This window comes from Allobosea sp. OK403 (genome assembly GCF_900113835.1).
Classification (GTDB): Bacteria; Pseudomonadota; Alphaproteobacteria; order Rhizobiales; family Beijerinckiaceae; genus Allobosea.
This window is the reverse complement of sequence record NZ_FOQV01000009.1, coordinates 221,498-245,123: the sequence shown is the minus strand read 5'-3', so window position 1 is coordinate 245,123 and position 23,626 is coordinate 221,498. Positions and strand designations below refer to the sequence as shown.

Below are 23,626 nucleotides of genomic sequence, written 5' to 3'. Positions count from 1 at the left end.
TGGCTGCCGCCACCCTGACTGCCGCCGCCTTGGCTGCCACCGCTCTGGCTGCCACCGCCTTGACTGCCGCCGCTCTGGCCACCGCCGCCCTGACTGCTGCCGCCCTGGCCGCCGCCGCTCTGGCCGCCGCCCTGGCTGCCGCCGGAATTGCCGCTCGCGCCGTTATTGGAGCCGCTTCCAGAACCGTCGCCAGCGCCGCCGCCTCCAGAGCTTGCGGCGCCGCTCGGGCCGCCCGAGGACAAAGCTCCCGTCGTCAAGGGCGGGCATATCCAATATTGACTGTCGCCCTGCTGAAACAGGGCGCACGCGGCATTGGGTGCGCGCGTGCGCCTGCCATTGGAGGAAACCGCACTGTAATATTGGACATTGCCGGCAGTGGCGCCCTGAGGCGTGGGCGCGGGCGTCGGCGCGCCGATTGACGCCGTTGTCAGTGGCGGGCATGTCCACAGCAGGTCGCGGTCGTATTGTACGACGATGCACTCCCGGCTCGGCGCCCGCGTTCTGCGGCCGGTTGGGGATACGGCGTTGTAGTATCGTACCCCGCCTGCATCATCTGCCAGGGTTGGGCCGGGCGCTGCCGGAGGGATTGCGCTCTGGCGGAATGGGTTGCCGGGCGCCGCCGGATCGCAGTCCCACAGCCAGTTGTCTCTGATGAGCTTGCGTTCGCAAGCGCTGTGGGGCCTCGGCGTCGGACTGCCGTCGAGCGCGAAGCCCTCGTGGTACTCCGGCCATGGCTCAGCCGTTTGCGCGTAAGCAAAGGTCGATGTAGTCGCAAGAAGTCCTGCAATAAAGATCTTGTTCTGCAGGTAGCGCATGACGTGCCTCCCCGCCCGGGAGGTCTAGCGGCCACCCAGCGCCCAAAAGATGCGTTTCGGGATGGCCTGCTCTAGGTTTCGAAAGAGGCCAATCCGACACATTAATCAATAACATGCGGTATCGGTTTGATTTTATTCTATTCGAGTGAAAGCCTTAGAGCGTTCGAACTAATCCGATCGTGTTACGTCCGAACGAAGCGGCGGGAGGGCAACAAGGGATGATGACGCCCTGGAAATGGGCGATGACCAACGGCTTCCAGGACGGTCGAGAACCGCGTCTTCGGCCTCGCTCTGCATATGCTGGATCACGACTTCGCACGCGCCCGTTCGATGCTGCGGATGTCCCCAGCCATGGCGGGCGAGCTGAATTGCGCAAGGAGACTCGTGCTGCCGGCCGGTCAGGACGCCCGATCGGGGCTATAAGCGCAGCGAACTGGCGCGAGATCAGGGACGAGGCGCAGACGGAGGCGCAAGCCGCCGCAACGATGCAACGGGTCGAATTTCGATACCCCTGAATCGATTTGCCCACACCTTCCAAGCGCGTTGCAGCCTATGATGTCGGCCGCTACGCGCTCAGTGGATCTCAGACAAGCGATGTTGGCGTCACGATGATCTCGTTCACGCACACATGCCGCGGCAGCGTCGCGACGTGCAGCACAAGGCCGGCGATGTCCTCGGGGCGAAGCATCCGTGCACGCACCTCATCGCTCATCTTGACCGGCCTCTTATCCATCAAGGGTGTCAGCGTGTCGCCTGGCGAGAGCACGCAGGAGCGGATGCCGTGCACGCCATGCTCGATATTGATCGCGTGGCTCATGGCGACAACGCCGCTCTTGGCAGCCGTATAGACCGGGCCGGGCCCAGCGCTCAGGACATGGGCCGCCAGCGAGCCGATATGGATGAGCACGCCGCCACCCTGCGCCTGCATGATCGGCAGCACTGCCCGCGAGAGCTGGAGCGCGCCGCGCAGATTGGCGTCGAGCAGCAGGTCGACCGAATCCGCGGTCAGCTTGGACCAGGAACGGTCGGGAATGTTGGTACCGGCATTGCTGACCAATATGTCGAGCGAACGGCCGGCGAGCAGCGCCAGGGACCTCTCGATGGCTGCGACATCGGCCACGTCGGCGGGGGCGACGATCGCTTCGCCGCCCTCGCCCGCGATCCGGGCGGCGAGCTGCTCCAGCGGTTCCACGCGGCGCCCGGTCAGCGCGACCGTAGCGCCGGCACGGCTCAGGGCGAGCGCCGTGGCCTCCCCGATGCCACTGGCGGCACCCGTCACCCAGGCGGTCTTGCCGACAAGGACCTTCCCGGTCGCGCTCACAGCGGCCACCCATGCTCGTCGGCCAGCGCCGTCATCACGCCGCGCAGCTCGGCCAGGCCACGCAGGCGGCCGATCGCCGGATAACCGGGAAAGGTAGGCTTGCCGATGTCGTCGAGCAGTTCGTGCCCGTGGTCGGAGCGGAACGGGATGCGCCAGTCGGCCCGCCCGGCGGCCTTGCGCCTGGCCTGCTCGCGAAGCAGGACACGAACGACCGCGACCATGTTGGTATCGCCACCGAGATGATCGGCTTCCATGAAGGAGCCGTCGGGATCGTTGGCGACGTTGCGCAGGTGGGCGAAGTGGATTCGATCGGCGAAGCGCTCGGCGATCGCAGTCGGATCGTTCTTCGGATTTGCACCGAGGGAACCGGTGCAGAAGGTCAAGCCGTTGGAAGGACTGTCGACGGCCGTGAGGATTGCCTCGAAATCCTCCATCGAGCCGGCGATCCGGGGAAGGCCCAGTAGAGAACGCGGCGGGTCATCCGGATGGATCGCCATGCGAATGCCGACCTTCTCCGCAGTGGGAATGATCGCCTTCAGGAAGCGGATGAGATTGTCTCGGAGCTGCTCGCGGTCCACGCCGTGATAGCGCTTGAGCATGCCGCGCAGCCCCTCGATGTCATAGCGGTCGAAGGCGCCCGGCAACCCTGCCATGATGGTCGAAAGCAGGCGGTCGCGGTCAGCTTGCGTCGAGGCGTCGAACCAGGCCTTGGCGCGCGCCAGAACCTCTTCAGAGAAATCAGCCTCCGCACCCTCGCGCCGCAGCATGAAGCAGTCGAAGGCTGCGAACTCATGCGCGTTGAAGCGCAGGGCCATGGCGCCGCTCGGCAGCCTGTGCCGCAACACGGTCCGAGCCCAGTCGAGCACGGGCATGAAGTTGTAGCAGATGATGTGGACGCCGGCCTCGGCGAGATTGACCATCGATTGGCGGAAATTCTCGTAGAGCGGCTCGACATCGCCTTCCGCCAGCTTGATCCGCTCATGGATCCAGAGGCTTTCGACGACGCTCCAGCGCAGGCCGAGCGCCGGGTTGGCGGCGATGGCGTCAAAACGGGCGCGGATCTGCTCGCGTGTCCAGACCTCGCCGGCCGGAACCTCATGCAGGGCCGTCACGAGGCCGGTCGCACCGGTCTGCCGGATGTGATCGAGGGGGATGATGTCATTGGGTCCCCACCACCGCCAGGTCTGTTCCATGGTCTCGCGCTTTCTCCGGCTGGCACGTTCAAAAGGACTTGGGCGGCGTACCGCCCGGGGGAGGAGGTGAATCCTCAAAGAATTCGGCGTGATCGACGGCGATCTTCTCCAGCGCAAGCGATGCGCTGTGGAGATGGGTTTCCATCAAGGCCACCGCTCCATCGGCGTCATGTGCCAGTACGCACTTCACCAGTTGCTCATGCTGGTGGAAGATCATTTCGAGCCAGTCCTGGCTTTCCAGCGACAGATAGCGCAGGCGATCGAGCTGGGTCTTCATCGAGAGAATGAAGTCCCAGACATGCGGATGCCCGGCGATCAGCATGAGCGCCCGATGCAGATCCTCGTCGGAACTGAAGAATCCGTAATGGTCGTGGCGGCTGATGATCCCGGCCTGCTCCTTCAACAGACCGTTCAGCACACGCTCCTTCTCGTCCCCCGTCGCGAGCGCGGCGCTGCGGACTGCGCGGCATTCCACCGTCTGACGCACGAATTGCGCATCGCGGACAGCAGAGAGCTGAATCGGGGCGACGAAGCTGCCGACCTGGGGAACGATGGAAAGCAGCCCCTCGACGGAGAGGCGGTGAAAGGCCTGGCGGATCGGTGTCCGGCTCAGGCCGTAATGCGCCGCCATCTTGATCTCGGAGAGCGCCTCCCCCGGCCGGAACTCGCCCTTGAGAATGCGGCCGCTCAAGTCGTCATAGACCTGGGAGACGCTCCAACGAGACTCTGCTTTGGGGACGACAACCATCGGCGATCAATGAGCGGCATTACTGATGGTGCTCAGGAAGCGTCTGGCGCGCTCGCTGCGCGGAGCGGCCAGCATCTCGCGCGGATTGCCCTCCTCGACGATCTTGCCGCCATCCAGGAAGACCATGCGCGTTCCGACATCGGCAGCAAAGCGGATCTCATGCGTCACGACGAGCATGGTGCGGCCCTCCACCGCGAGATCACGCATGACAGCGAGCACCTCGCCGACCGTTTCGGGGTCGAGCGCCGAGGTTGGCTCGTCGAACAGCAGGATATGCGGATTGGTCGCGAGCGCCCGGGCGATGGCGACGCGCTGCTGCTCGCCGCCGGACATCTGCGCCGGATAGGCGTTGATCCGGTGCGAGAGCCTGACCTTCTCGAACAGGCCGCGCGCCCGCTCCTCGACGGTCTTGCGGTTCTCGCCATGGACGATGACCGGTGCCAGCATGACGTTCTCCAGCGCCGTTAGATGCGGGTAGAGATTGAAGTGCTGGAAGATCATGCCGATGCGGCGGCGCACATCGATGATGCTGCGCTGCTTGGCTTGTACAGGAGTGCCCTCGAAGCGGATGGCACCGCCCTCGATGGTCTCGAGGCCGTTGACGCAGCGCAGCAGCGTCGACTTGCCGGTGCCGGAGGGTCCGATGAAGCAGACGATCTCGCCTGACTGCACCGAGGTCGAGACGCCATCGAGGATCGTCCTGTCCCCGAAGCGCTTTACGACATTGTCGAACTGGAGAACGGTGTCGGTCATTGTCCTGCTCCGGCCGTCATGAGGCGGGTGTTGACGTGGAAGCGCCGTTCGAGCGCAGCCCCGCCGAGCGAAATGCCGTAATTGATGAGGAAGTAGATGAGCGCGAGCAGCAGCAGCGGCACGAAGCTGCTGCCCATGGTCTCGCGGATCAGGAGCCCGGTCTTGGTCAGCTCGACATAGCCGATGATCGAGGCGAGCGAGGATTCCTTCAGCGTCGCGATATAGACGCCCACCGAAGGCGGCAGAATGACGCGCAGTGCCTGCGGCACGATGACGTGGCGCATCATCTGCCAATAGGTCATGCCGGCCGCGCGCGCAGCCTCCCACTGGCCCTTGCCGACGCTTTCGAGGCCGGCGCGGATAACCTCCGACATCGTCGAGGTCGCATGCAGCGCAAGCGCGATGGTCGTCGCCGCGAAGGGCGAGAGATCGAGCCCGAAGATCAGCGGCACGCCGAAGAAGACGAAGAAGAGCACGATCAGAATCGGGATCGAGCGGAAGAACTCGGTGAACAGCAGCGCCAGCAAGCGCAGCGGCAGGAAGGTGGACATGCGGGCGAGCGCCACCAGCGTTCCGCCGACCGCGCCGATGAGCAGCGCGAGCCAGGACAGCCAGATCGTGACCAGCGCCGCCTTCAGCAGCAGCGGCGTGTAGGAGAGCAGTTGCGCGCTCATCGATAGGCCTCCGGCTGGCGGAACAGCCAGCGCCCGATGGCGATGCGTCCGAGGTTCACGATCTGGCAGAGCACCAGATAGACCACGGCCGCGATGATGAAGGTCTCGAAGAAACGGAATGACGACGAGCCGACCGTCTGCATCCAGGACGCGACCTCTTCCACCGCCACGGCCGAGGCCAGCGACGAGGCGAGGATGACCGCGATGAACTGGTTGCCGAGCGGCGCGTAGATGGTGCGGAAGACCTGCGGCAGGATGATGTGACGATAGAGCTGAACCCGCGTGAAGCCTTGCGAGAAGGCCGCCTCGAACTGGCCGGACGGCACGGCAACGAGGCCGGCACGGATGATCTCGGCCATATAGCCGGCGCTGTTCAGGGTCAGCCCGATCAGGGCCGCGTTGAAGGACGACAGCCTCAGGCCGAGCTGCGGCAGCGCGAAATAGACGATGTAGAGGATGACCAGCAGCGGCGTGTTGCGCATCACCTCGACATAAAGCCCCGCGAAGAAGCGCAAGAGCCGGGAATTCGAGCGCCGCATCAGCGCGATTCCGGAGCCGATGGCAACGCTCAGGACGATCGCCAGCAGCGACAGCAGCAAGGTCACCTCCGCGGCGGCCGCGAGGTCGCCGAGATAGGGGTAGATGCTGCGAAACGAAAAGTAATAAGGCTGCACCGATCAGGCCTTCCTGTCCGATAGCGACGCGAGCGACGCCGGCACGCTCCACCGTGGGACGCGGCGACACCCGGCTGGAGCGCCAGGCGTCGCCTCGTTCGCGGTCTCAGTACTTCGCCTGGATCGGCGGCTGCTCGAAGCCGAACCACTTCTGGAACAGCTTCTTGTTGTCGCCCGACGCATTGAACTGGTCGACGAAGAGGTTGAGCACGCGCAGCCACTCGGCGTCGCCGGCCGGCGCCCCGATGGCGATCTCGGCGCGGGCAAGGTCGCCCTCGGCCTCGCGCAGCTTGCCCGGATTCTCCTTGATCGCGTTGCCGTTGTAGAAATTATCCTCGGCCATGGCGTCGGCCTGGCCGGTCAGCACCGCATTGAGCTCGTCGGCCTGGGTGTTGAAGCGGATGATCTGCGCCTTCGGCATGTTGAGCGGCACGGCGCGCTCGGCGGTGCCGCCGCGCGAGATGGCGACCTTGATGCCGGCCTCATTGGCCTCGGCAATCGTCTTGTGGGGGCTGTTCGCCGGCAGCAGCAGGCGCATCGTCGTGACAAGATAGGGGTTGGTGAAGGCGATCGAGGTCGAGCGCTCGACGTTGCGGGTGAAGTCCGCGATGGTGACGTCGGCCTTGCGGGTCTGCAGCGCGGTGACGCGGGCCGGGATGTCGGAGATGATGAACTCCGGCTTGACCTTCAGCGCCTCGGCGAGCCGCTTGGCGATGTCGATATCGTAGCCTTCCGCCTCGCCGGTCGGCAGCACGCGGCTATAGGGCGGCAGGCTGCCGAGCACCGCGATGCGCAGCGTGCCGCGCTGGACCACGCTCTGGAGGATGCCGGGCGCGTTCTGCGCCTGCGCCGGGGCCAGCATGCCGAGGCTGAGCGCGCTCGCCGCCGCGAGACCGCAGAGCGACTTCATAATTCCGCGTTTGGACAACATTGTTTCTCTCCCTTTTTTGTGAACTGAGGCCCCGCTTGGCTGGGGGCTATTCGTCGAAGGCGAGTTGGACCTTGAGCAGGCGATCGGGATGCGTCTCGACGAAATCGAAGGCCGCGCGCGCATCGCGCGCGGCGAAGGTCTGCGTGATCATGGCCGCGGGATCGAGCCGGCCGCTTTCAAGCCAGCCTATGACCTCGGGAATGAGCCGGCGGTTCAGGCGTGAGCCGAACAGCGACAGCTCCTTACGAACGATTTCCTGCTGGCTGACATTGCAGGGCGCCGGCGAAAAGCCGAGCAACCCGATGCGCCCGGCGGGGCTGGCGACCCGGCAGGCTTCCTCAAGCAGGGCCGGGATGCCCGCGCCGTCGATCACCACCGAAGGGCCAAGCCCATCCATTTCGGCCTTCACCGTTTCGGGCACGGATTTGGAGGGGGAGTGGATCGTCAAATCGGCGCCGAACCCTTTGGCGCGCTCCAGACGCGCCTCATCGATATCGACGACGATGCAGCGGGCGCCCTTCAGCTTGGCGACCTGCAAGACCGTGATGCCGACCGTTCCGGCGCCATAGACCAGCACGGTGTCCTCGGCATCGCAGCCCGTTGCCGCCAACACGTTGGCGGCAACCGCGAGGGGCTCAGCCAAGGCTGCGACGGCGAATGGGAGGTCGCACGAAACCTTCACCGCGTTCTTGGCGGGAAGGATCGCTTCGCTGCTGAAGCCGCCATCGCGATGGACGCCGATCACCTCGAGATTTGCGCAAACATTGGGTCTGCCGCGGCGGCACGGGTAGCAGTGACCGCAGGAGACGACCGGGTCGGCAACGACATGGTCGCCAATAGCAAGGGCCGAGACGCCTTCGCCGATCGCCATGATCTCTCCGGCGAATTCATGGCCGATGACCCGGGGATAGCGGGCAAAGGGATTGGAGCCGTGAAGGATGTGCATGTCGGAGCCACAGATACCGGCTCGACGGACGCGCAGCTTCACCTCACCCGGCGCAGGATCCGCCCGTGAACCTGAAACCAGGCTAAGCGCGTGCGGCCGCGCAACGCTGACGGCAATCGACTCCATATCCACCCTAGATCGTTTTGATAACGTCTTCTTGTATACAAGTGTACTAGCATTCCAGATGGCCGGCTGCAAGCCTGCCGATCGATCGAACGGTCACGCTGCGCCACCTCGAATTCAACGAGCCAAAGTCCCTCAGCGCGCCTGCGGAGGGCACGCACGTCGCTAAAGAGCCGAGCTGGTCAGATTTTTCGAGTAACCCGGGAAGGCTGTTTGCGAACCCTTGCTTCTGCATCGGGTCGAGAACCGCCCCCTCACCCGATTGGTGCGACATGTCCGCGTCCGGGCATTGAGCCAATCTTCGCCTCTGGTCGATTGTGCTGTGCCTGGTGGACACACCAACAGAACGCGGCCAGCCTGATCGCGCGAACTCTTGACGGCGTCTGCTTCCGGCGAAAAGCAGGCGCTGTCGCACTATCAGAGAGTTCGCCGGATCACCTGTAGAGCCTCGTGGAAGATCAGGTGCCATTGATGGTCCAAATCCCGCACCAAGGGGTGCCAGAAGAACGAGAAAGTGTGACCGCAATCATCCTCCGTCCGATGCTTCCATTGCTCGGGCGCATGGCAGGCGAGGAATGCGTAGAAGTGCCACTGGAGCGGAGGGGCACCGATTTGGGACTGACCTAAGTATCGAGCGGCTTGAGTGGGGTGCAGACCGCTTTCCTCCCGCAGTTCCCTCAGCGCCGCCGTGGAATGACACTCCCCCTCTTGGATGGTGCCTTTGACAAACTGATAGTCGCCAGAGGGATGCTGAAAAGCGAGGAGGTGCGGGATGCCATCCACCTTGCGATAAACCACGGGGCAGACTTTTTCTGGCATCTCGGTTTCGTTGGCCAAAATCATCCCGAACCGGGCAGCTTCGCGTTGATCTGAGAGGATGCAGCAGCCTTCTACAATAGTTTGCCTTGCGGACGCTTGAACAATTGGGCGACGATTGCCTGACTTAACGGGAGGCAAGAGGTCACTCATGCAGAGGGCGATACGGGCTCTGTTCCTGCTCACGAGTGTCGGAGGAGCAGGCAGCGCTCACGCTCAGAGCGTCGATACATTTCACGGCGGGGCGCTGGTCAACACATTCGCTGCTGGGGTTCAGGCAACCTCGTCCAAGAGGAGTAATGGCGACGAGATATTGCGAATTCGGGCCAACTCCGACACGGCCCAACCTTTCATCCGGACAAAGCTCCCGGCGTCGGACGCAAAGGATGGGAGACCTTATGCGTTCTGGTTGGAAATTGGCCCGCCGGCCATCTCTCTCGGCAAATGCGGGGTTGGACCAGAGTCGCTATCGAAATGGTCAGACTGCTTTTCTACGGGGAACTCTCAGCCTCTCGGTCCGGATTTGGAGTTTATCGAACTAGAAAGGCTTATTCCAGAAAGCTTAAACCTCGGGATTAGATTCAATAAGGTCCCGAATGTCTATGCACGATGCGCCTATCATGTGCCGCTGAAGGCCATGGGTTCTTGCGAAATCTTTTTTGAACACGGTGGCCTTCGACATGAATTGATGGCCCCATCTGGGGCGTTGAAAGATATCGCGCGCTTCCGTTGTGCCGCTGTGCAATTGCGCAATGCAATCTGGCCGGATGGCCCTGCCAGTTCCGATATATGTGATTGAAGTCTCACAGTGGCTTCCGAAATATCGGATGTATGCGGCGATGCGACACGATCTCGATCAAATCCGAATTCTGGAAGAGGAATTGCTCAAACAATCGGTTCGAGGCTCTCCTGAAGCGGTAGGCCAGCTTCTGGCCGACGATTTTATCGAATTCGGGAGATCGGGAGGCGTTCACCGCAAAGACGAAGTGATTGGTAGCCTTGCGGCTGAAGGCGGTGGTGCGGTCAAGGTGCGGACCGCCAGCGATTTCGACCTGAAACCTCTTGCGGACGATGTTGTGCTTCTGACCTATCGAAGCCACAGGCTTGGCGCGGACGGGCAGGAATTGCATACGCTACGAAGCTCGATCTGGAAGTTCATCGAGGGGCGCTGGCAGATGGTCTTTCATCAGGGGACGCCCACCAGTGGTAGGTCCTAAAGTTTTCCTGCCTGCTGCGTCAGAATGATGTTCGGCATCACCTTACGCACGGCGTCAAATGCCGACCCGTTTTGGCAACTGGTCGATAGGGCTTCGGCGCTCGAACCGTCGCCTTCGATCCGGGCTCTAGGCTATCCGCCGCACATCACGCTGACCCGCTATTCAGAGATCGCCCCCGACCTGCTTCTTGGAGCCGCGAGAGCATTCGATGGCGCGAAGGTGCTCTCACTTACATTCGATCGTATGGGCATTTTCGACGGCGATCCGCTCGTTCTGTGGCTGTCGCCCCGACGCGATCAGCGCCTCGTTGATCTGCACACGAATGTTCATCAGATCATCGACCCCGCGCTGTGCGACCCGCACTATCAACCCCGGCAATGGACACCGCACCTGACGATCGCGATGTCGATCCCTCCCGATCAACGGGCTCGTGCGCTCGAACTGGCCGCCCGACCGATCGAGCCGTTCAGCCTGACCTTCGATGCTGTCGAATGCGTTTCTTGGCCTCCGGTGCGGGTCTTGCGCACCACGACCCTGACAGGTTGAATTCAGAATTGATAAATGCTCAAACCAGTTCTGATGCGACAATTCTTACATTTTACTGCAAATCGACAGCTCTTGCTCCGTCCCTTTTACTGGAGTTCCTATTATTCTCAGCGGGCAAGAGTACATGCGGCGAAATGAAAATTCCGCTGGCGGTACCCCCTATGCCGCGAACCCATAAAAATCGCTGCTGTTAAGGTCACCCGAATACCACCTTCGCGCACTTCAATCCCTACTTTTGGTGCCACGCGAATACTTATCCTTTCTCCCGTCTCGGGATAATATTTGGGAATCTCCTCAAATATCCCGGAGGATATGGTGGCCAAGACAGAAGATATTCACCTTCTTTGCGCGTCAAACATAAATTACATTATGCCGCTAACTGTAATGCTGACCTCAGTAGTTTTTAACTACAACTCAGATCGTGTCTTGCACATTTACGTTCTGACTTCCGACATTGAGGTCGATGCACAGACCGAAATCGAGCGAGTTATCGGCGGGATAGCTCACAAAAACGTCAGAATAATCTTCCACTGGTCGATCGTCGATCTGTCTCTCTTCGAAACATTTTTCTCGCAAGACGGCCTGGAGTACATGTCGCCAGACACCTATTCGCGACTGCTTGCTCCCCGCGTCCTGCCTGCCGACTGCGAGCAAGTTATCTATCTGGACTGCGATCTCGTCGTACTAACCGATCTCGCTCTGCTCAACGATGCTGCGAATCCTCAATTCGCGGTTTCGGCCGTATCGAACGTTTGGTATCCCTACGTGTCGTCGATATCAGGATCCGATCCTATTGTGTTCAATTACGCCGAACTCGGTATCCCGGCGTCGAACCGCTATTTTCAATGCGGCGTACTTGTGATCAATCTTAAGCGCTGGCGAGAACGAAACGTGTCGGAGCGAGCGTTCCATTATCTTGCCGAGCACAAACATCGCGTCAAATTTCACGATCAGGGAGCGCTCAACGCAGTTCTCTTTGATGACTGGTTCCGGCTTGATCAGCGCTGGAACCAAGTGTCCACTGCCTTGCATTCGGAGCGATGGGTTGCCCCGGCCTATAGTCACGCCGAATGGGTTTCTTCCAAAAATCACCCATTTATCGTGCACTACGACGGCAAGGACAAACCATGGAATGCTGACTTCAAGCGCCCGCGGTCATCATTTTTCACGAGATACCTAAGGATGACGCCCTATTCGCGTCGCGTTGATCTTTCGCCTGCCACAAGGCTCGAAAGCGCAATCGGTTACCGAGCCTATTACGCGCTGTGGCGTCTAAAAAGAGGCGCAGTTGACTTGCTGCAGACAGCTTTGCGGCCTGGGTGAGCCAATATATGTTCGGGGAGAGCGCGGCTGCCTTGCCATGACCGGCGCGCGTCGATCAACTGTTTCTGTCAGGCGCGCCTTCTGACCCGGCATCGCCAGTGCGCGCAATTTCCTGGCGGCGCCCTCATTGCACGGCGCTCAACGTGGGGGGGATCGGGTACCTCAGTTGAGCCGGAATTGAGATCATACCACTATCCCGCGTCGTGCTGACATTCGACTTCCTGATCAAGCCTACAGCTCGGCGCGATCATCTGGCTCGCAGCTGGCACCCCACGGGTACGCCGACAGGGCGCGTAAGCTTGGCGACGATAGCCGGCAGCCAGAACGCGGCAAAATGTGCGGGATCGCTGCGCTTTGGAGGTAATCAAGCCTGTCAGCGCCGCAACTCCCCTTGGGCAGTCCCGATGCACAGCACAATTGTCAGACACGCGACGGTAAGGTCCTGAGAAGACGGGGATCGGTCAGGCAGCCGTCTGCTTGAGTCACAGGAGGCGGGATGAACCGCAGCGCATGGGCACAATCGGCAGGGCACGCTGCCGCGCTCCGGGCCGCGCGAGCATGACCGCGGCACGGGAAAGGCAAGGCGTCATGGTGCATTGCCGTACTGCGGTCGGCCCCGTGCTGTCCCTCGGCAACCAGGTTCTGTCGAGCACATGCAATTTTCTGACGACGATCCTGCTTACCCGCGCGCTCGGCCTCGAGGCCTTCGGCCTCTACACGATGGCCTGGCTGCCGCTGCATTTCGCCATGAGCCTCCAGATCGGCCTGATCGTCAGCCCGATGATGAGCATCGCGGGGAAGGAGGACGGAGCGGAGGCCGACGCCTACTACGCCGTGGTCGGGATCCACCAGCTCGTCTATGCCGCCGTCGCCGCGGCAGCGATCTTTGGCACTCTGACCCTCATGACTGGCTCGTCGTGGCCGCTACACGATGTCGCCCTGCCAGCCGCGGTCGCCGGGGCGTGCTATCTGACCCAGGATTTCCTGCGGCGCTGCCTCTTCGCCCGCCGGCGCCCGGTCCGGGTCCTGCTGCTCGATATCGCCAATTTCGGCCTGAGGCTCGGCGCCCTCGCGGCACTCTGGCACGAGGGTCTGATCGGCATCGCGACTGCGCTGTGGGTCCTGGCGGCCGCGGCTGCGGCCTCCGCCGTGTGCGGCCTGGGCATGGCCGGACCGTTCCACTGGAAGCCGGAGATTTTCGCAGCCGTCACCCGCCGACAGTGGCGATCAGCCCGCTGGCTCGTCCTCACCGGGTCACTACAATGGATGTCGGGCTATAGCGGCCTGATTGTGACGGCCGGGCTCTTCGGCCCGCGAATCCTCGGGGCCTTGCGCGTCGCCCAGAGCCTGCTTGCGGTGATGAACGTCGCGCGCGAAGGGCTCGAGAACATCGTGCCGCCGCTGGCAGGGAAGGCCCTGGCCGAGAGGGGCCTCCCGGGCCTTCGGCATGTGCTCGGCCGGGCACTGTTCGGTGCTGCGTTGATCGGCACAGCGGCGATGTCCGGCCTCGGATTGTTCGGGCAGTGGCTTCTGCATCGGCTTTATGGCGGTGAGATCCTGGAATTCAGCTGGGTCATCATCTGGAGCTCGCTCGGCTTTCCGATGGCACTGGTGACTGTCGTTCTGACTTGCGCGTTTCGAGCCCTGGAGCAGACACGGTCGGTCTTTCTTGCCGTGCTGGTCGGGGCTTGCTTCAACCTTGTCGCAGTTTATCCGGCGGCAGTGGTCTTTGGTGTCGCCGGGCTGATCGCCGTCAGCCTCCTGTCGCAACTGATCGTTCTGGCGGTGCTGGCGGTCTTGGTCGCAAGAATATCGGGATTACGGGTCGGCGCACCGCCTCGGCACGACTCTGTCGTAGAGAGCGGAGCGACGGCTATTTCCTCGCCATGAAGCCGAAGGGCGTAAAAACCCCAAGGTCGCCATACCCGATGATCTTTGGATCAGGGAGCCCTTGCAACGATGAAGGAAGCGTTGGGTGCCGTCAGAATCCGCAGGCTGAGGCAAGCGCTGACTGCGATGGCCGGGTTCGCGGCTTTGGGACTAGCCACTTTGGCCTTGTGGGGTAGCGACGCACCTGTCGATCATTCTCCCCCGACAACGATCGCGCTGGGGATTCTGGGGGATTCCAGCAGCCATTCCTACCAGGACAGCCTGAGTTTCCCGCCTGGTTCAGCCGACCGCGGCGGAGCCCTTCGTCCCCATACCTTCCAGTGGACTGAAGTTTTGGCGCTTCTGCGCGGCAATGAGCTGAATCTTGGGCCATGGGTGCGGTGGGGGCAGCCCAGCCGAGTGGCTTGGTTGCGTAGCCTCATCGGGCTGCAAGTAGGTCGAACACCGAAGAAGGAAGATTATCTCTATAATTTCGCCAATTCCGGCGCCAACTGCAACGATTTGATGGGCGCTCCACAGCATCGGCTCGGTCAGGCGCGGAACTTGGTAAAACTGATGGACCGCGATCCCGAGCGTTGGCGCAACGGCGTCACCGTGATCCGCATCGTCAACAATGATTGGGAAGCGGTGCTGGATGACCAGGTGCGCGACCCCAGGGCGCCCGCAGTGCGCGCTGTGGCAGCTCATTGCGTCGAGCAGATTGCTGCCGCCATAAGCCTGATTCATGCGGCTCATCCGCTCACCCGAATCTTGCTGGTTGGCGCGGGCAACGAGGCGGATGACCCCTCGGCATTCGACAAATACCGCTCCCCTGTCGCCGTCGCCAACATTCAAGCTGCCCTTGGCGACTTCAACGCCCAGCTGCGCGAACTGGCTGGGGGCGACGAGCGCATCGCTTTCTTCGACGTTGCCGCCTGGTTCGGGAGTCTGTGGGGCACGCGGCCTCCCGACGGTACCCCGGCATACAGGGCGATCGCCGTCGGCGAGACGCTACGGGTCACCAACACGATGGGTGACGAGCCGAACAATGCGATCTTGGCCGATGATCACGGTGGCCTAGTATGCAATGCGCTCTGGGCGCAGTCGCTTGTATTGCGCTTGCGGGAGGCTTTCGATCTGCCGCTGACGCCGATCAGCGACGAGGACATCGTACGCTTCGTTGCACCACTTGCGACCAAAACTGTTGCGACAGACTCTCGGCGGACCGAAAGACAGGCTGATTGACTGGATCGCTGCTGAAAAGCGGTAGCCAACTTTGCTTTAGCTTTCCGCTTGGCCTTTAGCGGCGTGTGCAGTCGTGCCGACCAACGATCCGCGCAATTGAGACAGCCCAAGGAGCTCGGCCAAACCTACCGGGACGACCTTACGCATCCACCAATGCAATCCTCGCCGAGGCAGATACATCGCGTCCCCGAATCATAAGGGGATACGCCCAACCCGGCTGTGACAGGCCGCCGCCTTCAGAACGCGCGGAACCGCAGCGGCTAAATTCCGATGATTTCAATGACTTAGGAGTGGCGGAGACGGAGGGATTCGAACCCTCGATACCCTTGTGGGGTATGCTCATTTAGCAAACGAGTGCCTTCAGCCTCTCGGCCACGTCTCCGTTACGCGCTCTATGCCCGATTGCCGCGCGCTTTGACAAGCCGTCCCGTGGAGATTTGCGCGGGTTTTGCTGCGAGCCGATGAATCAGAGGCAAGCGCGCCCCGGCAAACCGCCGCCCTGCCCGGCCCGAGCGGATCTGCGCAGCTCCGCAGAAACAATCCAGAACAACTTGGCGGGCATGCTCAGGCGAATCGCGCGCGCGGCGCGCGAGCATCGGAGCCGGTCATGAGCAGCATATCAGGCGTCAGCGCCGCATCGGCCATCAGCACGGCGTCGCTTGGCAGCGACAATAGCTCCGCCCTCGCCCAGGCCGACGCGGCGGCCGCCCAGGCTTCGGCTGCGCTCGCCACGGCCTCGGCGAAGCTCGCCACCGATGAGAGGGACAAGGCCGACGACAAGACGCTGCAGCAGGACCGCGCCGCCGTGCAGCAGGCCGAGCAGGCCTTGCGGGCAGCCGAGCAGCGCGCGGCCCAGCTCAAGCAGGCGGCTGAGGCGAACAAGAGCGCCGAGCAGGCAAAACCGGCCGAGGAGGCGCAAGGCCAGCAGGAGAAAAGCACCGTGCCCGGCCTTGGCGGGGCGGTGGACGTCTCGGTCTGAGCCAGGCGGTCTGAGCCAGGCCTGCGGCGCCGGCGCAAATCCGCTGCCGTCCTGTACAGCGGCCGCGGCAGCCACTAGCCTTTGCAGGGACACGCCCGGCCGCCGCGCCCTGCTGGCGAGCGGGCTCGATGTCGTAGCGACGATCCACGCACAGCGCCAAGGCCTCTCATGAGCCAAGATAGACCCCGCCGACCGGTCAACCTCCGGGACAAGGCCGAAGCCCTGTTCAAGCCGGCCCCACCCAAAGTCCCCGCCCCGGCCGTGAAGCGGCCCGCCATTCCCGGAGCCCGGGAAATGGTCTCGCTGCGGATCGACAGCGAGGTGCTGGAGCATTTCCAGAGCGGCGGCCCCGGCTGGCAGGACCGGATCAACGAGGCGCTGCGGCAGGCCGCAGGCCTCGGCAGCGACGATGAGGGCCTGACGCCGGACGAATTGAATTCCTCGAATGACGGCTGATTGGCGGGGTTAAGGCGTCCGTCACGCGGCCCCGTCACGGCAAGCGTTAGCCGAAGCAATCCAGGCACCGCCGAGCGCACCTTCCTGGATTGCTTCGTCGCTTGCGCTCCTCGCAATGACGATTTGGGCTGTCCGGAAAACGATCTAATGCGCGGCTCCGCCGCGCGTCACTTGCCGGTCACGCAGGTCCCGAGGCTCGCGACGGTGCCGGCGGGGCAGGTCTTCTTGCCGAGCGTCGGCGCGGCGCGCTGGGGGCTGGGCTGGAAGGATTCGCAGCAGGCGCCGCGCACAAAATAGCCGCTGGGGCAGGCGCCGCTGCGCTCGATGCGGTCCTTGCCGTCAAGCGTCGGCCGGCAGGCCCCGGCGGCAAGAGCCTCGCCGGCAAGACCGGTGATGGCGACAGCGATGAGGGCGATTCGGATCATGCCGGCGAACATCGCGCATCTCGCCGCGCCTGTCACCGGCCGAAGGCTGTCCCCGGCTCAGGAGAGCCGGGCGGCCTTTCGCGTCAATCGCACTCGCGGACGCGGTTGTAGCCGACGAAATCGCCCCAGCTGTTATAGACCGGGCGCCGCGTGACATAGCAGTCGGACTCGTAATAGCGCGGCCCCGCATAGACGGGCGCGGGTCCGTAATAGGGCGGCGGCGGAGCATAGCGCCCGGCTCCGGCAAGCGCGCCGCCGACGAGAGCGCCCGCCGCCATGCCGCCGAACAGGGCGCCGTTGAAGCCGTCACGGGCCTGCGCGGCCGTCGACAGCGGCAGAGAGGCAGCGGAAAGACCGACCACCAGGAGACCAGCGATACCGATTCGAGTTAGCGCGCCCATGGCACCCTCCATCACGTGTAGGGTAGGTTTAACAATCCAAAAATGAATAAAAACTGAATGACAAGATGTCGTAGCGTCATAACCATGCCGAAATTCGGCCACAACTGTTAATTTTCCTGAATTCATTTTGGTATCAACAGAACAATCTCCAGATATTTTGAAGTCTATTTCGATAAACTCGAAATATTCCCTTCACCCCGCGTCGTCATGAGAAATTCCCCTGGGCGTTCCTCAACTCTCGTCCTGAGGTGCGCCGCAGGCTTGGCCGCGAAGGATGCTCCAATAGGCTCCAGAATCATCTGGAACATTCTTCGAGACACCATCCCCAGCGGAATGGCCCCTCAGAGGCTGGCCGATCGTGTGAGCAAGGATTTCAGTCGGTTGCAATTTCGTCTTGAAACGCGCTGTCATCCCGGGCGACTGCAAGGAGACCCGGGATCCATGCCGGAGCGTTGCCTGGTTAGGCTCCGGCATGGATCCCGGATCTACGCGGAGTTTATCCTTGGGCCGATCGAAGATCGGACCCGGGGGCTGCGTCCGGGATGACGGCGCGTTTTTCCTCGATGTTCAAGCTTACGAAAACACCAACATCGTTATCGGCCAGCTTCTCAGAAAGAGGGCCGTGATCGGACGAGAGCTGCGCCGACCTCAGCGCGCTACCGGCCAGCCGACAAGCGTCGTCGGTATCCAGCGCGCCTTGCGCCGCGCGACGCGGACCTCGGCTGCCTCAGTGCTGAAATCCCTCGGCTCCGCCGGCCGATTGAAGGCGGCACGCTCGTCGAGCGTGTCGATATTGAGCGTGGTCCAGGCCTCAGCACCATCCGTCATCAGCATCGCGACATAAACCCCGCAACGCCTGCAGATCACCACCTCGGAGGTGCTCAGGCCGAAGGCGTAATGCTGCAGCTGCTCGGGCTCGCGCGCTGTCAGCGTGGCGCTCGATTTCGGATCGGAGAAGGTGCGGGCATTGTGCTTGCGGCAGAACGAGCACTGGCAGGCGCCGATGACCTGCTCGTCAGGAGCGCGCGGCGTCTTCAACTCCACAGCGATCGCCCCGCAATGGCAGGCACCCTTGTGAAGGCGTTCCATGCTCAATCCTCGCGCGCCCCGAACAAAAGCCCGCCTTATCGGCCGACATCGTAACGGATGAGCCCTCTTTGCACCGCAGGCCAGGCTCTCGCCTCCCCGAGCGGCCCCATCCGCCCGGATCGTCCGACGCGTTATGCGGGCAACACGGTGACAGGCGTGCCCAGCGACACGCGCGCATACAGATGAATGATGTCCTGGTTTATCATCCGAATGCAGCCGGACGAGACGTTGGTGCCCACCGTATAGGGCTCGAGGGTTCCGTGAATGCGGTAACCGAGATCGCCATTGGCATCGAACAGATACATGGCGCGCGCGCCGAGCGGGCTTTTCGGGCCGCCGAGCACGCCGAGACCGCGGGGCGTCTTTTCGAGCTTGGCTTTGATTTCGGGGTCGCGTTCGACCATTTCACGCGGCGGCACCCAGTCCGGCCAGTCGCGCTTCATATTGATCTTCGCCGGGCCGGACCAGCCGAAACCCTCGCGGCCGACACCGACCCCATAGCGGGTCGCGATCCCCGGCGATTCAACGAAATACAGATGGTAGGATGCAGGGTCGACAACGATCGATCCCGGAGCATGATCCCGGCTGAGCTCGACGGTCTGGCGAAGATATTCCGGATCAATCTCGCCGGAATTGACCGCAGGAACCGCAAAGCGCTCGCCTGGATAGGCGGTGTAGACCTCGGCATAGTTCGGGCGCGCCAGCGTCCGGGTCTTGGGGCTCGGCTTGCCCACCGACATGTCGGGAAGGGCAACGATGCTGCCAGACCCACAGCCTGCCAGGCCGGTCGCGCCAACGGACAGGGTGAACAGATTAAACGATCGGCGGCTCAGCATGGGCATCTCTCAGCAAAGGCTGAGGAGAGACATGACCTTATATGGTTACCACCGCGTGAAGGCGGGCGGGGCTAGCCGGGAGGATCTGCAGTCATCTACGGTATGGGTATCAGGAATAACTCCGCCGGAGCCGCAAACTTGCTGGAAGCAATCATCGGGCAAGCGCTCCGTTTCCTCTGGTCCGTCATTTCGGAAATCATCTGCTTCCACACGGGCAAGGCTCTTGTGCAGGGCCTTACGGTTGGCAGACTAGCTGTCGCCGACTACCTCGAAACCAAGAAGCCATTCGCCCTTTATTGGCGAGTGGGGCCTCAGCTCGTCCTCGACAGCAGCATCGCGGGTTTGGTTGGCGGAGCTTTCTGGATCGCCCTGTTCATCAGCGCCATTCATCTTCTTCGGTAACGGCGATCGGGGCTCGACTTACCGGATCAGTGTCTCCGTCGACTGGCGCAGAGTTGAGGCGCGAAAGGACAAGACCGGCAATATCAGCTTCCTGGCGCGCTAGCAGTCGACAGTTGAGGGTGCGAGCATGACGGTTCAATCGCTTCGCGGGCGAGCCGGTCGCTTTGCCGCGCAGCCGGCGGCGGCTGTCGTCGATTGCATGGTACAAATAGGCTGGAGGGCGCTGGCTTCACAGTAAAATTTGCGCAATGCTCGTTGCGGGGGACGGGCGATGCATGTGCGGTTGGTATTGTTGGCGTGTTTGCTGGGCAGCGGAGCGGCAGCTGAAGAGGACAAGGCCCGGCGTGAACTGCTTCCAACGGTAAGAGCCGCAACCGACTGCGTGTCGCGTTCCCTAATCCAGGAGAAGGTCACAGCATCGGCGAACGACGATGCGATCCGAAATGGAGCCCGCCGGGCTTTCGGCCTGCAGTGTCAAGCCGAAGGCCGCAAGCTTGTTCTAGAGCACGATCGTCTCCACGGCGTAGGAACAGGGAGAGGCTTCGTCGACGGCCCGTATTTCGCGGATCTGCCTCGCGCGGTCCGCGTGAGGATGGCCAATACCTATGCCGGTACGATGCCGTCAGCAAAGCCGCGGCGCTGCCCCGATATGCTCGAAATCTACGAAGTACAGGACAGTGGGCGAACACTTGCCCAGGCTGAGCAGGCTGGCCTGCAGCGTCAGACGAAGACCGAAATGGATGTGCTGGCCAGTTTCACGCAGCGCATGGAGCAGCGGCTACAGCAGGCGCGTCACGCGATGGCCAGGCCTGTTCTGGAAGAATTCAGGGCGCTGCCTATGTCGGATATGGGGATCTGTTTTCCCGCCATCGTGCCGGTTATCGCCGAAGCCCGGGCCATCGCTGAGCAAATCGAGTTGCGCCGGCAAGAGGCCGAGCGGCAACAGGCCGAGTCCGAGCGCCAAAGATACGAAGAGGCGCAGAGACGGGCGGAGGCCGAGCGGATCGCAGAGGTCCGGCGCGCCGAAACGCAACGGATAGAGGAAGAGCGTCGCGCGGAGGCCCAGCGGATCGCTGAAGAGCGGAGGCAGGAAGCGAGGGCCGCCGCAGAGCGTGCTCGCCTAGCCGCTGAGAAGGCCGCGGAGGAAGAGCGTCTTGAGGCGCTGCGCCCGATCAACGTCCTGAAAACCGCCTATCAGCACTACGCCTTCGTCAAAAAATGTAACGAGTTCCGAGACGGCTACGTCAGCATCTTCATCTCGGAAAATGAAATCGTTCGCGCACGGACCGCCATCAAAGCGATCGAGACCAAGATCAAGATTTTGGAGCCATCGATAAACACGGATATGGCTTGGTCCACAGCAACTGGGGGAACGCTAAACGTCGTACCGGAGAGGGCCATGTGCCAGGGGTCTCTCCAGAGTCTAATCGCAATGTTTGAAAAGCTCGCGCCAGACGCGGCCGCTCCGAAAAAAGATTTTTAACCCACGCTTTAGGGCCCGTTTGCCTCCGCCCGCGCTGGGCCTGAGCGTTGAGCTAGGCGCAATGGTCGAAATGGCGCGGCCAACCACGCAAAGCCGATCTCAGGCCGGTAGATGTCCCAGGCGCGGCGTAAGGCTCCGCGTATCGCCTCCTGAAGGTCCTTCGGCAGCGCCTTGCAAAGCCGGTAGACGCCAGCCTTGGATTGCTTGTGCGGACGCAGCCATCGAAAGAACCAAGTACAGCACCCGTTTGTACCACTCGGGTACCTGCAAGTCCTTGGTCTAGCGGCTTTGCTGGCTGATCAACCCCTCAGAGGGGAAATGGTGCCCAGAGCTGGAATCGAACCAGCGACACTGCGATTTTCAGTCGCATGCTCTACCAACTGAGCTATCTGGGCGCCGGGGATGGGCAAGCGCCCGTCCCTGTTGGTGGAGGCGGTATAATGGGCCGGCTCACAGCTGTCCAGTCGCTTGCGCAAGCTTTCCATCGCTATCGCGACAAGGCGCTTTCCGGCCCCATTTCGCGGCGGCTTTCCCGCCAAACCCGCTCAATCCTCGTCGTCGCTCGCCGGCTTGTCGGCCTCGGCTTCGTCGACGGGCGCGCCTGGAATCACATAGCTGCCCTTGAGCCAGCGGCCGAGGTCGATATCGGCGCAGCGGGGCGAGCAGAAGGGCTTGTACTGGGCGAGCCGCGGCTTGCCGCAGATCGGGCAGGGTCTGGCGGCGGGTGGCGCGGCGTTTTCATTGTCAGCCATATCCGAGCGTGATTCCTCCATCGACGACGAGTTCAAGGCCGGTGACATAGCGCGCTTCGTCGCTGGCGAGAAACAGCGCGGCGTAAGCCACGTCCCAGGCCTCGCCCATATGGCCCATCGGCACCTGCGCGTCGCGCGCCGCCCACATCGCCTCAACGTCGCCGTCGCCATAGACCTGGGCCAGGCCGGCGGAATGCTCGACCATCGGCGTCTTCATCAGACCGGGCAGGATCGCGTTGACGCGGATCTTCTGGGGCGCGAATTGCGCGGCGGTGGTGCGGGTGAGCTGGTTCAGCGCGGCCTTGGTCGCGGAATAGCTGGCATAGGGCACGCCGGTATGGCGGATGGAGGCGATCGACGAGATGTTGATGATCGAGCCGCCCTCACCGCTCTCCTCGAACTGGCGCTGCATCACCGGGATGACATGCTTCATCGCCAGGAAGGCGCCGGTGAGGTTGACCTTGAAGACGCGGTCCCAGACCTCCTCGGGCAGATCGACGACGCTGCCGACCTCGGCGATGCCGACATTGTTGTCGAGGATGTCGATGCGGCCATAGCGGCCGAGCGCGCGCCCGACGAGATCGGCCACCGCATCGGCCTTGGTCACATCGGCCTGCACGGCAAAGGCCTGGCCGCCCTCGTTCTGGATGATGGCGGCGGTTTCCTCGGCCGCATCGCGGTTGATGTCGGCGCAGATCACCTTCGCGCCCTCGCGGGCGAAGATCGTCGCGGTCGCCTTGCCATTGCCCCAGCCCGGCCCGATCGAACCCGCGCCGGCCACGATCGCGACCTTGCCCCTGAGACGTCCCGTCATGCGCAGTCCTCCTGGAGGCGCGCCTTGTGAGGCCGGCGCGCTTACGGGAGGCAGGATCGGGGGTTATCGCGCAGGGTGCAAGGGCGGGTCAGGGCTGAGTTGCGCGATGGGTGGCAAGGAGACCTTAGCGACCGCATGAGATGTCCCCGAGCCGCCATCTTCAATCGGTCTCTCAGCGCGATATCCGGCAATTCCATCCTATGAATGCCAGGCTCGTCCGCACAGCATCTCTTGACGTTCAGGAGATTCTTGGCGTTCAGGAGATTCTTGGCGTTCAGGAGTTCGGTGGACGGGGAGCCGGATATATGCAGCACGCCGCTGTGGCAGGTTACGAGATTTCCACCGACGCCGAGCGGCTGGATATCGATGTCATTCACACATTCCTCGCGGAAGAGAGCTACTGGGCGCGTGGCGTGCCCCGATCAACCGTTGAAAAGGCCGTCGAGAACTCGATCTGCTTCGGGGTTTATACGGACACGGCCCAGATCGGTCTCGCGCGCGTGGTGACGGACAAGGCGACCTTCGCGCTGCTTGCCGACGTGTTCATTCTCAAGGAGCATCGCGGCAAGGGGCTTTCCAAATGGCTGATGCAGTGCGTCATCGAGCACGATCATCTGCAAGGCTTGCGACGCCTCCTGCTTCTCACCTCAGACGCTCACGGCTTGTATGGTCAGTTTGGATTTGGACCGCTTGGCGCCCCCGCGCGCTTCATGGAAGTCCTCCGGGCGGATATCTATCAGTCGCAATGAAGGGGCGAGCCGTCAGGCTTGTTCGACGCCAATTGGATCAAGGACG

At 62.6% G+C, this 23,626-nt stretch carries 25 protein-coding genes, 2 tRNA genes and 1 pseudogene; 10 read left to right on the top strand and 18 right to left on the bottom strand.

The window, feature by feature from the left end; genetic code table 11:
- From BMZ97_RS31385 to BMZ97_RS24460, 10 genes and pseudogenes are all read right to left on the bottom strand, one after another.
- Positions 1–815, bottom strand: a pseudogene (locus BMZ97_RS31385) (hypothetical protein); the annotation flags it as partial.
- 583 nt (positions 816–1,398) lie between these two features.
- Complete coding sequence (locus BMZ97_RS24500; RefSeq protein WP_092176028.1) at positions 1,399–2,136, bottom strand: SDR family oxidoreductase; 738 nt, start codon at positions 2,134–2,136, stop codon at positions 1,399–1,401.
- Positions 2,133–3,329: a mannonate dehydratase gene (gene uxuA / locus BMZ97_RS24495; protein ID WP_092175985.1), complete on the bottom strand. Its 1,197-nt coding sequence runs from the start codon at positions 3,327–3,329 to the stop codon at positions 2,133–2,135. The genes BMZ97_RS24500 and uxuA overlap by 4 nt, the downstream gene beginning before the upstream one ends.
- Positions 3,330–3,357: 28 nt before the next feature.
- Positions 3,358–4,077, bottom strand: a complete 720-nt coding sequence (locus tag BMZ97_RS24490) for a GntR family transcriptional regulator (RefSeq protein WP_092175982.1) — start codon at positions 4,075–4,077, stop codon at positions 3,358–3,360.
- 6 nt (positions 4,078–4,083) lie between these two features.
- On the bottom strand, positions 4,084–4,830 hold the full coding sequence (locus BMZ97_RS24485) for an amino acid ABC transporter ATP-binding protein (RefSeq protein ID WP_092175979.1): 747 nt from the start codon (positions 4,828–4,830) through the stop codon (positions 4,084–4,086).
- Positions 4,827–5,504, bottom strand: a complete 678-nt coding sequence (locus BMZ97_RS24480) for an amino acid ABC transporter permease (RefSeq protein WP_092175977.1) — start codon at positions 5,502–5,504, stop codon at positions 4,827–4,829. The genes BMZ97_RS24485 and BMZ97_RS24480 overlap by 4 nt, the downstream gene beginning before the upstream one ends.
- Positions 5,501–6,178 (bottom strand): amino acid ABC transporter permease, encoded by a 678-nt coding sequence (locus tag BMZ97_RS24475; protein WP_092175974.1) that lies wholly within the window; start codon positions 6,176–6,178, stop codon positions 5,501–5,503. Before BMZ97_RS24475 ends, BMZ97_RS24480 begins: the two co-directional genes overlap by 4 nt.
- A gap of 106 nt (positions 6,179–6,284) precedes the next feature.
- Positions 6,285–7,109, bottom strand: a complete 825-nt coding sequence (locus BMZ97_RS24470) for a transporter substrate-binding domain-containing protein (RefSeq protein WP_092175971.1) — start codon at positions 7,107–7,109, stop codon at positions 6,285–6,287.
- A gap of 46 nt (positions 7,110–7,155) precedes the next feature.
- Positions 7,156–8,181 (bottom strand): Zn-dependent oxidoreductase, encoded by a 1,026-nt coding sequence (locus BMZ97_RS24465; RefSeq protein ID WP_092175968.1) that lies wholly within the window; start codon positions 8,179–8,181, stop codon positions 7,156–7,158.
- A gap of 414 nt (positions 8,182–8,595) precedes the next feature.
- Positions 8,596–9,147, bottom strand: coding sequence for an NUDIX hydrolase (locus tag BMZ97_RS24460; RefSeq protein ID WP_092175966.1), 552 nt, complete (start codon positions 9,145–9,147; stop codon positions 8,596–8,598).
- 686 nt (positions 9,148–9,833) lie between these two features.
- On the opposite strand from BMZ97_RS24460, the gene BMZ97_RS24455 reads away from it, so the two are divergent.
- From BMZ97_RS24455 to BMZ97_RS24435, 5 genes are all read left to right on the top strand, one after another.
- Positions 9,834–10,211, top strand: a complete 378-nt coding sequence (locus tag BMZ97_RS24455; RefSeq protein WP_210188321.1) for a nuclear transport factor 2 family protein — start codon at positions 9,834–9,836, stop codon at positions 10,209–10,211.
- Between the two features lie 27 nt (positions 10,212–10,238).
- The gene (locus BMZ97_RS24450) at positions 10,239–10,757 is read left to right on the top strand and encodes a 2'-5' RNA ligase family protein (protein WP_175525721.1); all 519 of its coding nucleotides are present in this window, start codon (positions 10,239–10,241) and stop codon (positions 10,755–10,757) included.
- Between the two features lie 315 nt (positions 10,758–11,072).
- Complete coding sequence (locus BMZ97_RS24445; RefSeq protein WP_175525720.1) at positions 11,073–12,080, top strand: glycosyltransferase family 8 protein; 1,008 nt, start codon at positions 11,073–11,075, stop codon at positions 12,078–12,080.
- A 558-nt stretch (positions 12,081–12,638) separates the two neighbouring features.
- On the top strand, positions 12,639–13,970 hold the full coding sequence (locus BMZ97_RS24440) for a lipopolysaccharide biosynthesis protein (RefSeq protein WP_175525719.1): 1,332 nt from the start codon (positions 12,639–12,641) through the stop codon (positions 13,968–13,970).
- 69 nt (positions 13,971–14,039) lie between these two features.
- Positions 14,040–15,194, top strand: a complete 1,155-nt coding sequence (locus BMZ97_RS24435) for a hypothetical protein (protein WP_092175953.1) — start codon at positions 14,040–14,042, stop codon at positions 15,192–15,194.
- 291 nt (positions 15,195–15,485) lie between these two features.
- On the opposite strand, the gene BMZ97_RS24430 is transcribed toward BMZ97_RS24435, so the two are convergent.
- Positions 15,486–15,576: transfer RNA gene (locus BMZ97_RS24430), tRNA-Ser, on the bottom strand.
- A gap of 225 nt (positions 15,577–15,801) precedes the next feature.
- Between BMZ97_RS24430 and BMZ97_RS24425 the strand changes: the two genes are divergently transcribed.
- Both BMZ97_RS24425 and BMZ97_RS24420 read left to right on the top strand, forming a co-directional pair.
- The gene (locus BMZ97_RS24425; RefSeq protein WP_092175950.1) at positions 15,802–16,173 is read left to right on the top strand and encodes a hypothetical protein; all 372 of its coding nucleotides are present in this window, start codon (positions 15,802–15,804) and stop codon (positions 16,171–16,173) included.
- A gap of 168 nt (positions 16,174–16,341) precedes the next feature.
- Positions 16,342–16,629 (top strand): BrnA antitoxin family protein, encoded by a 288-nt coding sequence (locus BMZ97_RS24420; RefSeq protein ID WP_092175947.1) that lies wholly within the window; start codon positions 16,342–16,344, stop codon positions 16,627–16,629.
- 167 nt (positions 16,630–16,796) lie between these two features.
- Here BMZ97_RS24420 and BMZ97_RS24415 read toward each other — a convergent pair whose 3' ends face one another.
- From BMZ97_RS24415 to BMZ97_RS24400, 4 genes are all read right to left on the bottom strand, one after another.
- Positions 16,797–17,054, bottom strand: a complete 258-nt coding sequence (locus BMZ97_RS24415) for a hypothetical protein (protein WP_139221318.1) — start codon at positions 17,052–17,054, stop codon at positions 16,797–16,799.
- Between the two features lie 83 nt (positions 17,055–17,137).
- Entirely contained in the window at positions 17,138–17,455 is a 318-nt protein-coding gene (locus BMZ97_RS24410; RefSeq protein WP_092175942.1) for a hypothetical protein, read from the bottom strand.
- 648 nt (positions 17,456–18,103) lie between these two features.
- Positions 18,104–18,544: a GFA family protein gene (locus BMZ97_RS24405; protein WP_092175939.1), complete on the bottom strand. Its 441-nt coding sequence runs from the start codon at positions 18,542–18,544 to the stop codon at positions 18,104–18,106.
- A 131-nt stretch (positions 18,545–18,675) separates the two neighbouring features.
- On the bottom strand, positions 18,676–19,380 hold the full coding sequence (locus tag BMZ97_RS24400; RefSeq protein ID WP_092175937.1) for a L,D-transpeptidase: 705 nt from the start codon (positions 19,378–19,380) through the stop codon (positions 18,676–18,678).
- 138 nt (positions 19,381–19,518) lie between these two features.
- On the opposite strand from BMZ97_RS24400, the gene BMZ97_RS24395 reads away from it, so the two are divergent.
- Both BMZ97_RS24395 and BMZ97_RS24390 read left to right on the top strand, forming a co-directional pair.
- Positions 19,519–19,782, top strand: a complete 264-nt coding sequence (locus tag BMZ97_RS24395; RefSeq protein WP_139221317.1) for a hypothetical protein — start codon at positions 19,519–19,521, stop codon at positions 19,780–19,782.
- Between the two features lie 271 nt (positions 19,783–20,053).
- Positions 20,054–21,265 (top strand): DUF4670 domain-containing protein, encoded by a 1,212-nt coding sequence (locus BMZ97_RS24390; protein WP_092175932.1) that lies wholly within the window; start codon positions 20,054–20,056, stop codon positions 21,263–21,265.
- Between the two features lie 319 nt (positions 21,266–21,584).
- Here BMZ97_RS24390 and BMZ97_RS24385 read toward each other — a convergent pair.
- The 3 genes from BMZ97_RS24385 to BMZ97_RS24375 form a co-directional block, all read right to left on the bottom strand.
- Positions 21,585–21,660: transfer RNA gene (locus BMZ97_RS24385), tRNA-Phe, on the bottom strand.
- 150 nt (positions 21,661–21,810) lie between these two features.
- Complete coding sequence (gene yacG, locus BMZ97_RS24380) at positions 21,811–22,017, bottom strand: DNA gyrase inhibitor YacG (protein ID WP_244546577.1); 207 nt, start codon at positions 22,015–22,017, stop codon at positions 21,811–21,813.
- Positions 22,010–22,831, bottom strand: a complete 822-nt coding sequence (locus BMZ97_RS24375) for an SDR family NAD(P)-dependent oxidoreductase (protein WP_092175926.1) — start codon at positions 22,829–22,831, stop codon at positions 22,010–22,012. Before BMZ97_RS24375 ends, yacG begins: the two co-directional genes overlap by 8 nt.
- A gap of 305 nt (positions 22,832–23,136) precedes the next feature.
- Between BMZ97_RS24375 and BMZ97_RS24370 the strand changes: the two genes are divergently transcribed.
- The gene (locus BMZ97_RS24370; RefSeq protein WP_175525718.1) at positions 23,137–23,580 is read left to right on the top strand and encodes a GNAT family N-acetyltransferase; all 444 of its coding nucleotides are present in this window, start codon (positions 23,137–23,139) and stop codon (positions 23,578–23,580) included.
- Positions 23,581–23,626 lie beyond the last annotated feature (46 nt).

What these genes read in the sequence shown, in the direction of transcription:
- uxuA (WP_092175985.1), bottom strand. Translation starts at nt 3,329, where the DNA reads ATGGAACAGACCTGGCGGTGGTGGGGACCCAATGACATCATCCCCCTC.
- BMZ97_RS24490 (WP_092175982.1), bottom strand. Translation starts at nt 4,077, where the DNA reads ATGGTTGTCGTCCCCAAAGCAGAGTCTCGTTGGAGCGTCTCCCAGGTC.
- BMZ97_RS24485 (WP_092175979.1), bottom strand. Translation starts at nt 4,830, where the DNA reads ATGACCGACACCGTTCTCCAGTTCGACAATGTCGTAAAGCGCTTCGGG.
- BMZ97_RS24480 (WP_092175977.1), bottom strand. Translation starts at nt 5,504, where the DNA reads ATGAGCGCGCAACTGCTCTCCTACACGCCGCTGCTGCTGAAGGCGGCG.
- BMZ97_RS24470 (WP_092175971.1), bottom strand. Translation starts at nt 7,109, where the DNA reads ATGTTGTCCAAACGCGGAATTATGAAGTCGCTCTGCGGTCTCGCGGCG.
- BMZ97_RS24465 (WP_092175968.1), bottom strand. Translation starts at nt 8,181, where the DNA reads ATGGAGTCGATTGCCGTCAGCGTTGCGCGGCCGCACGCGCTTAGCCTG.
- BMZ97_RS24460 (WP_092175966.1), bottom strand. Translation starts at nt 9,147, where the DNA reads ATGAGTGACCTCTTGCCTCCCGTTAAGTCAGGCAATCGTCGCCCAATT.
- BMZ97_RS24455 (WP_210188321.1), top strand. Translation starts at nt 9,834, where the DNA reads ATGCGACACGATCTCGATCAAATCCGAATTCTGGAAGAGGAATTGCTC.
- BMZ97_RS24450 (WP_175525721.1), top strand. Translation starts at nt 10,239, where the DNA reads ATGTTCGGCATCACCTTACGCACGGCGTCAAATGCCGACCCGTTTTGG.
- BMZ97_RS24440 (WP_175525719.1), top strand. Translation starts at nt 12,639, where the DNA reads ATGACCGCGGCACGGGAAAGGCAAGGCGTCATGGTGCATTGCCGTACT.
- BMZ97_RS24435 (WP_092175953.1), top strand. Translation starts at nt 14,040, where the DNA reads ATGAAGGAAGCGTTGGGTGCCGTCAGAATCCGCAGGCTGAGGCAAGCG.
- BMZ97_RS24425 (WP_092175950.1), top strand. Translation starts at nt 15,802, where the DNA reads ATGAGCAGCATATCAGGCGTCAGCGCCGCATCGGCCATCAGCACGGCG.
- BMZ97_RS24420 (WP_092175947.1), top strand. Translation starts at nt 16,342, where the DNA reads ATGAGCCAAGATAGACCCCGCCGACCGGTCAACCTCCGGGACAAGGCC.
- BMZ97_RS24415 (WP_139221318.1), bottom strand. Translation starts at nt 17,054, where the DNA reads ATGATCCGAATCGCCCTCATCGCTGTCGCCATCACCGGTCTTGCCGGC.
- BMZ97_RS24410 (WP_092175942.1), bottom strand. Translation starts at nt 17,455, where the DNA reads ATGGGCGCGCTAACTCGAATCGGTATCGCTGGTCTCCTGGTGGTCGGT.
- BMZ97_RS24405 (WP_092175939.1), bottom strand. Translation starts at nt 18,544, where the DNA reads ATGGAACGCCTTCACAAGGGTGCCTGCCATTGCGGGGCGATCGCTGTG.
- BMZ97_RS24400 (WP_092175937.1), bottom strand. Translation starts at nt 19,380, where the DNA reads ATGCTGAGCCGCCGATCGTTTAATCTGTTCACCCTGTCCGTTGGCGCG.
- BMZ97_RS24390 (WP_092175932.1), top strand. Translation starts at nt 20,054, where the DNA reads ATGCATGTGCGGTTGGTATTGTTGGCGTGTTTGCTGGGCAGCGGAGCG.
- yacG (WP_244546577.1), bottom strand. Translation starts at nt 22,017, where the DNA reads ATGGCTGACAATGAAAACGCCGCGCCACCCGCCGCCAGACCCTGCCCG.
- BMZ97_RS24375 (WP_092175926.1), bottom strand. Translation starts at nt 22,831, where the DNA reads ATGACGGGACGTCTCAGGGGCAAGGTCGCGATCGTGGCCGGCGCGGGT.
- BMZ97_RS24370 (WP_175525718.1), top strand. Translation starts at nt 23,137, where the DNA reads ATGCAGCACGCCGCTGTGGCAGGTTACGAGATTTCCACCGACGCCGAG.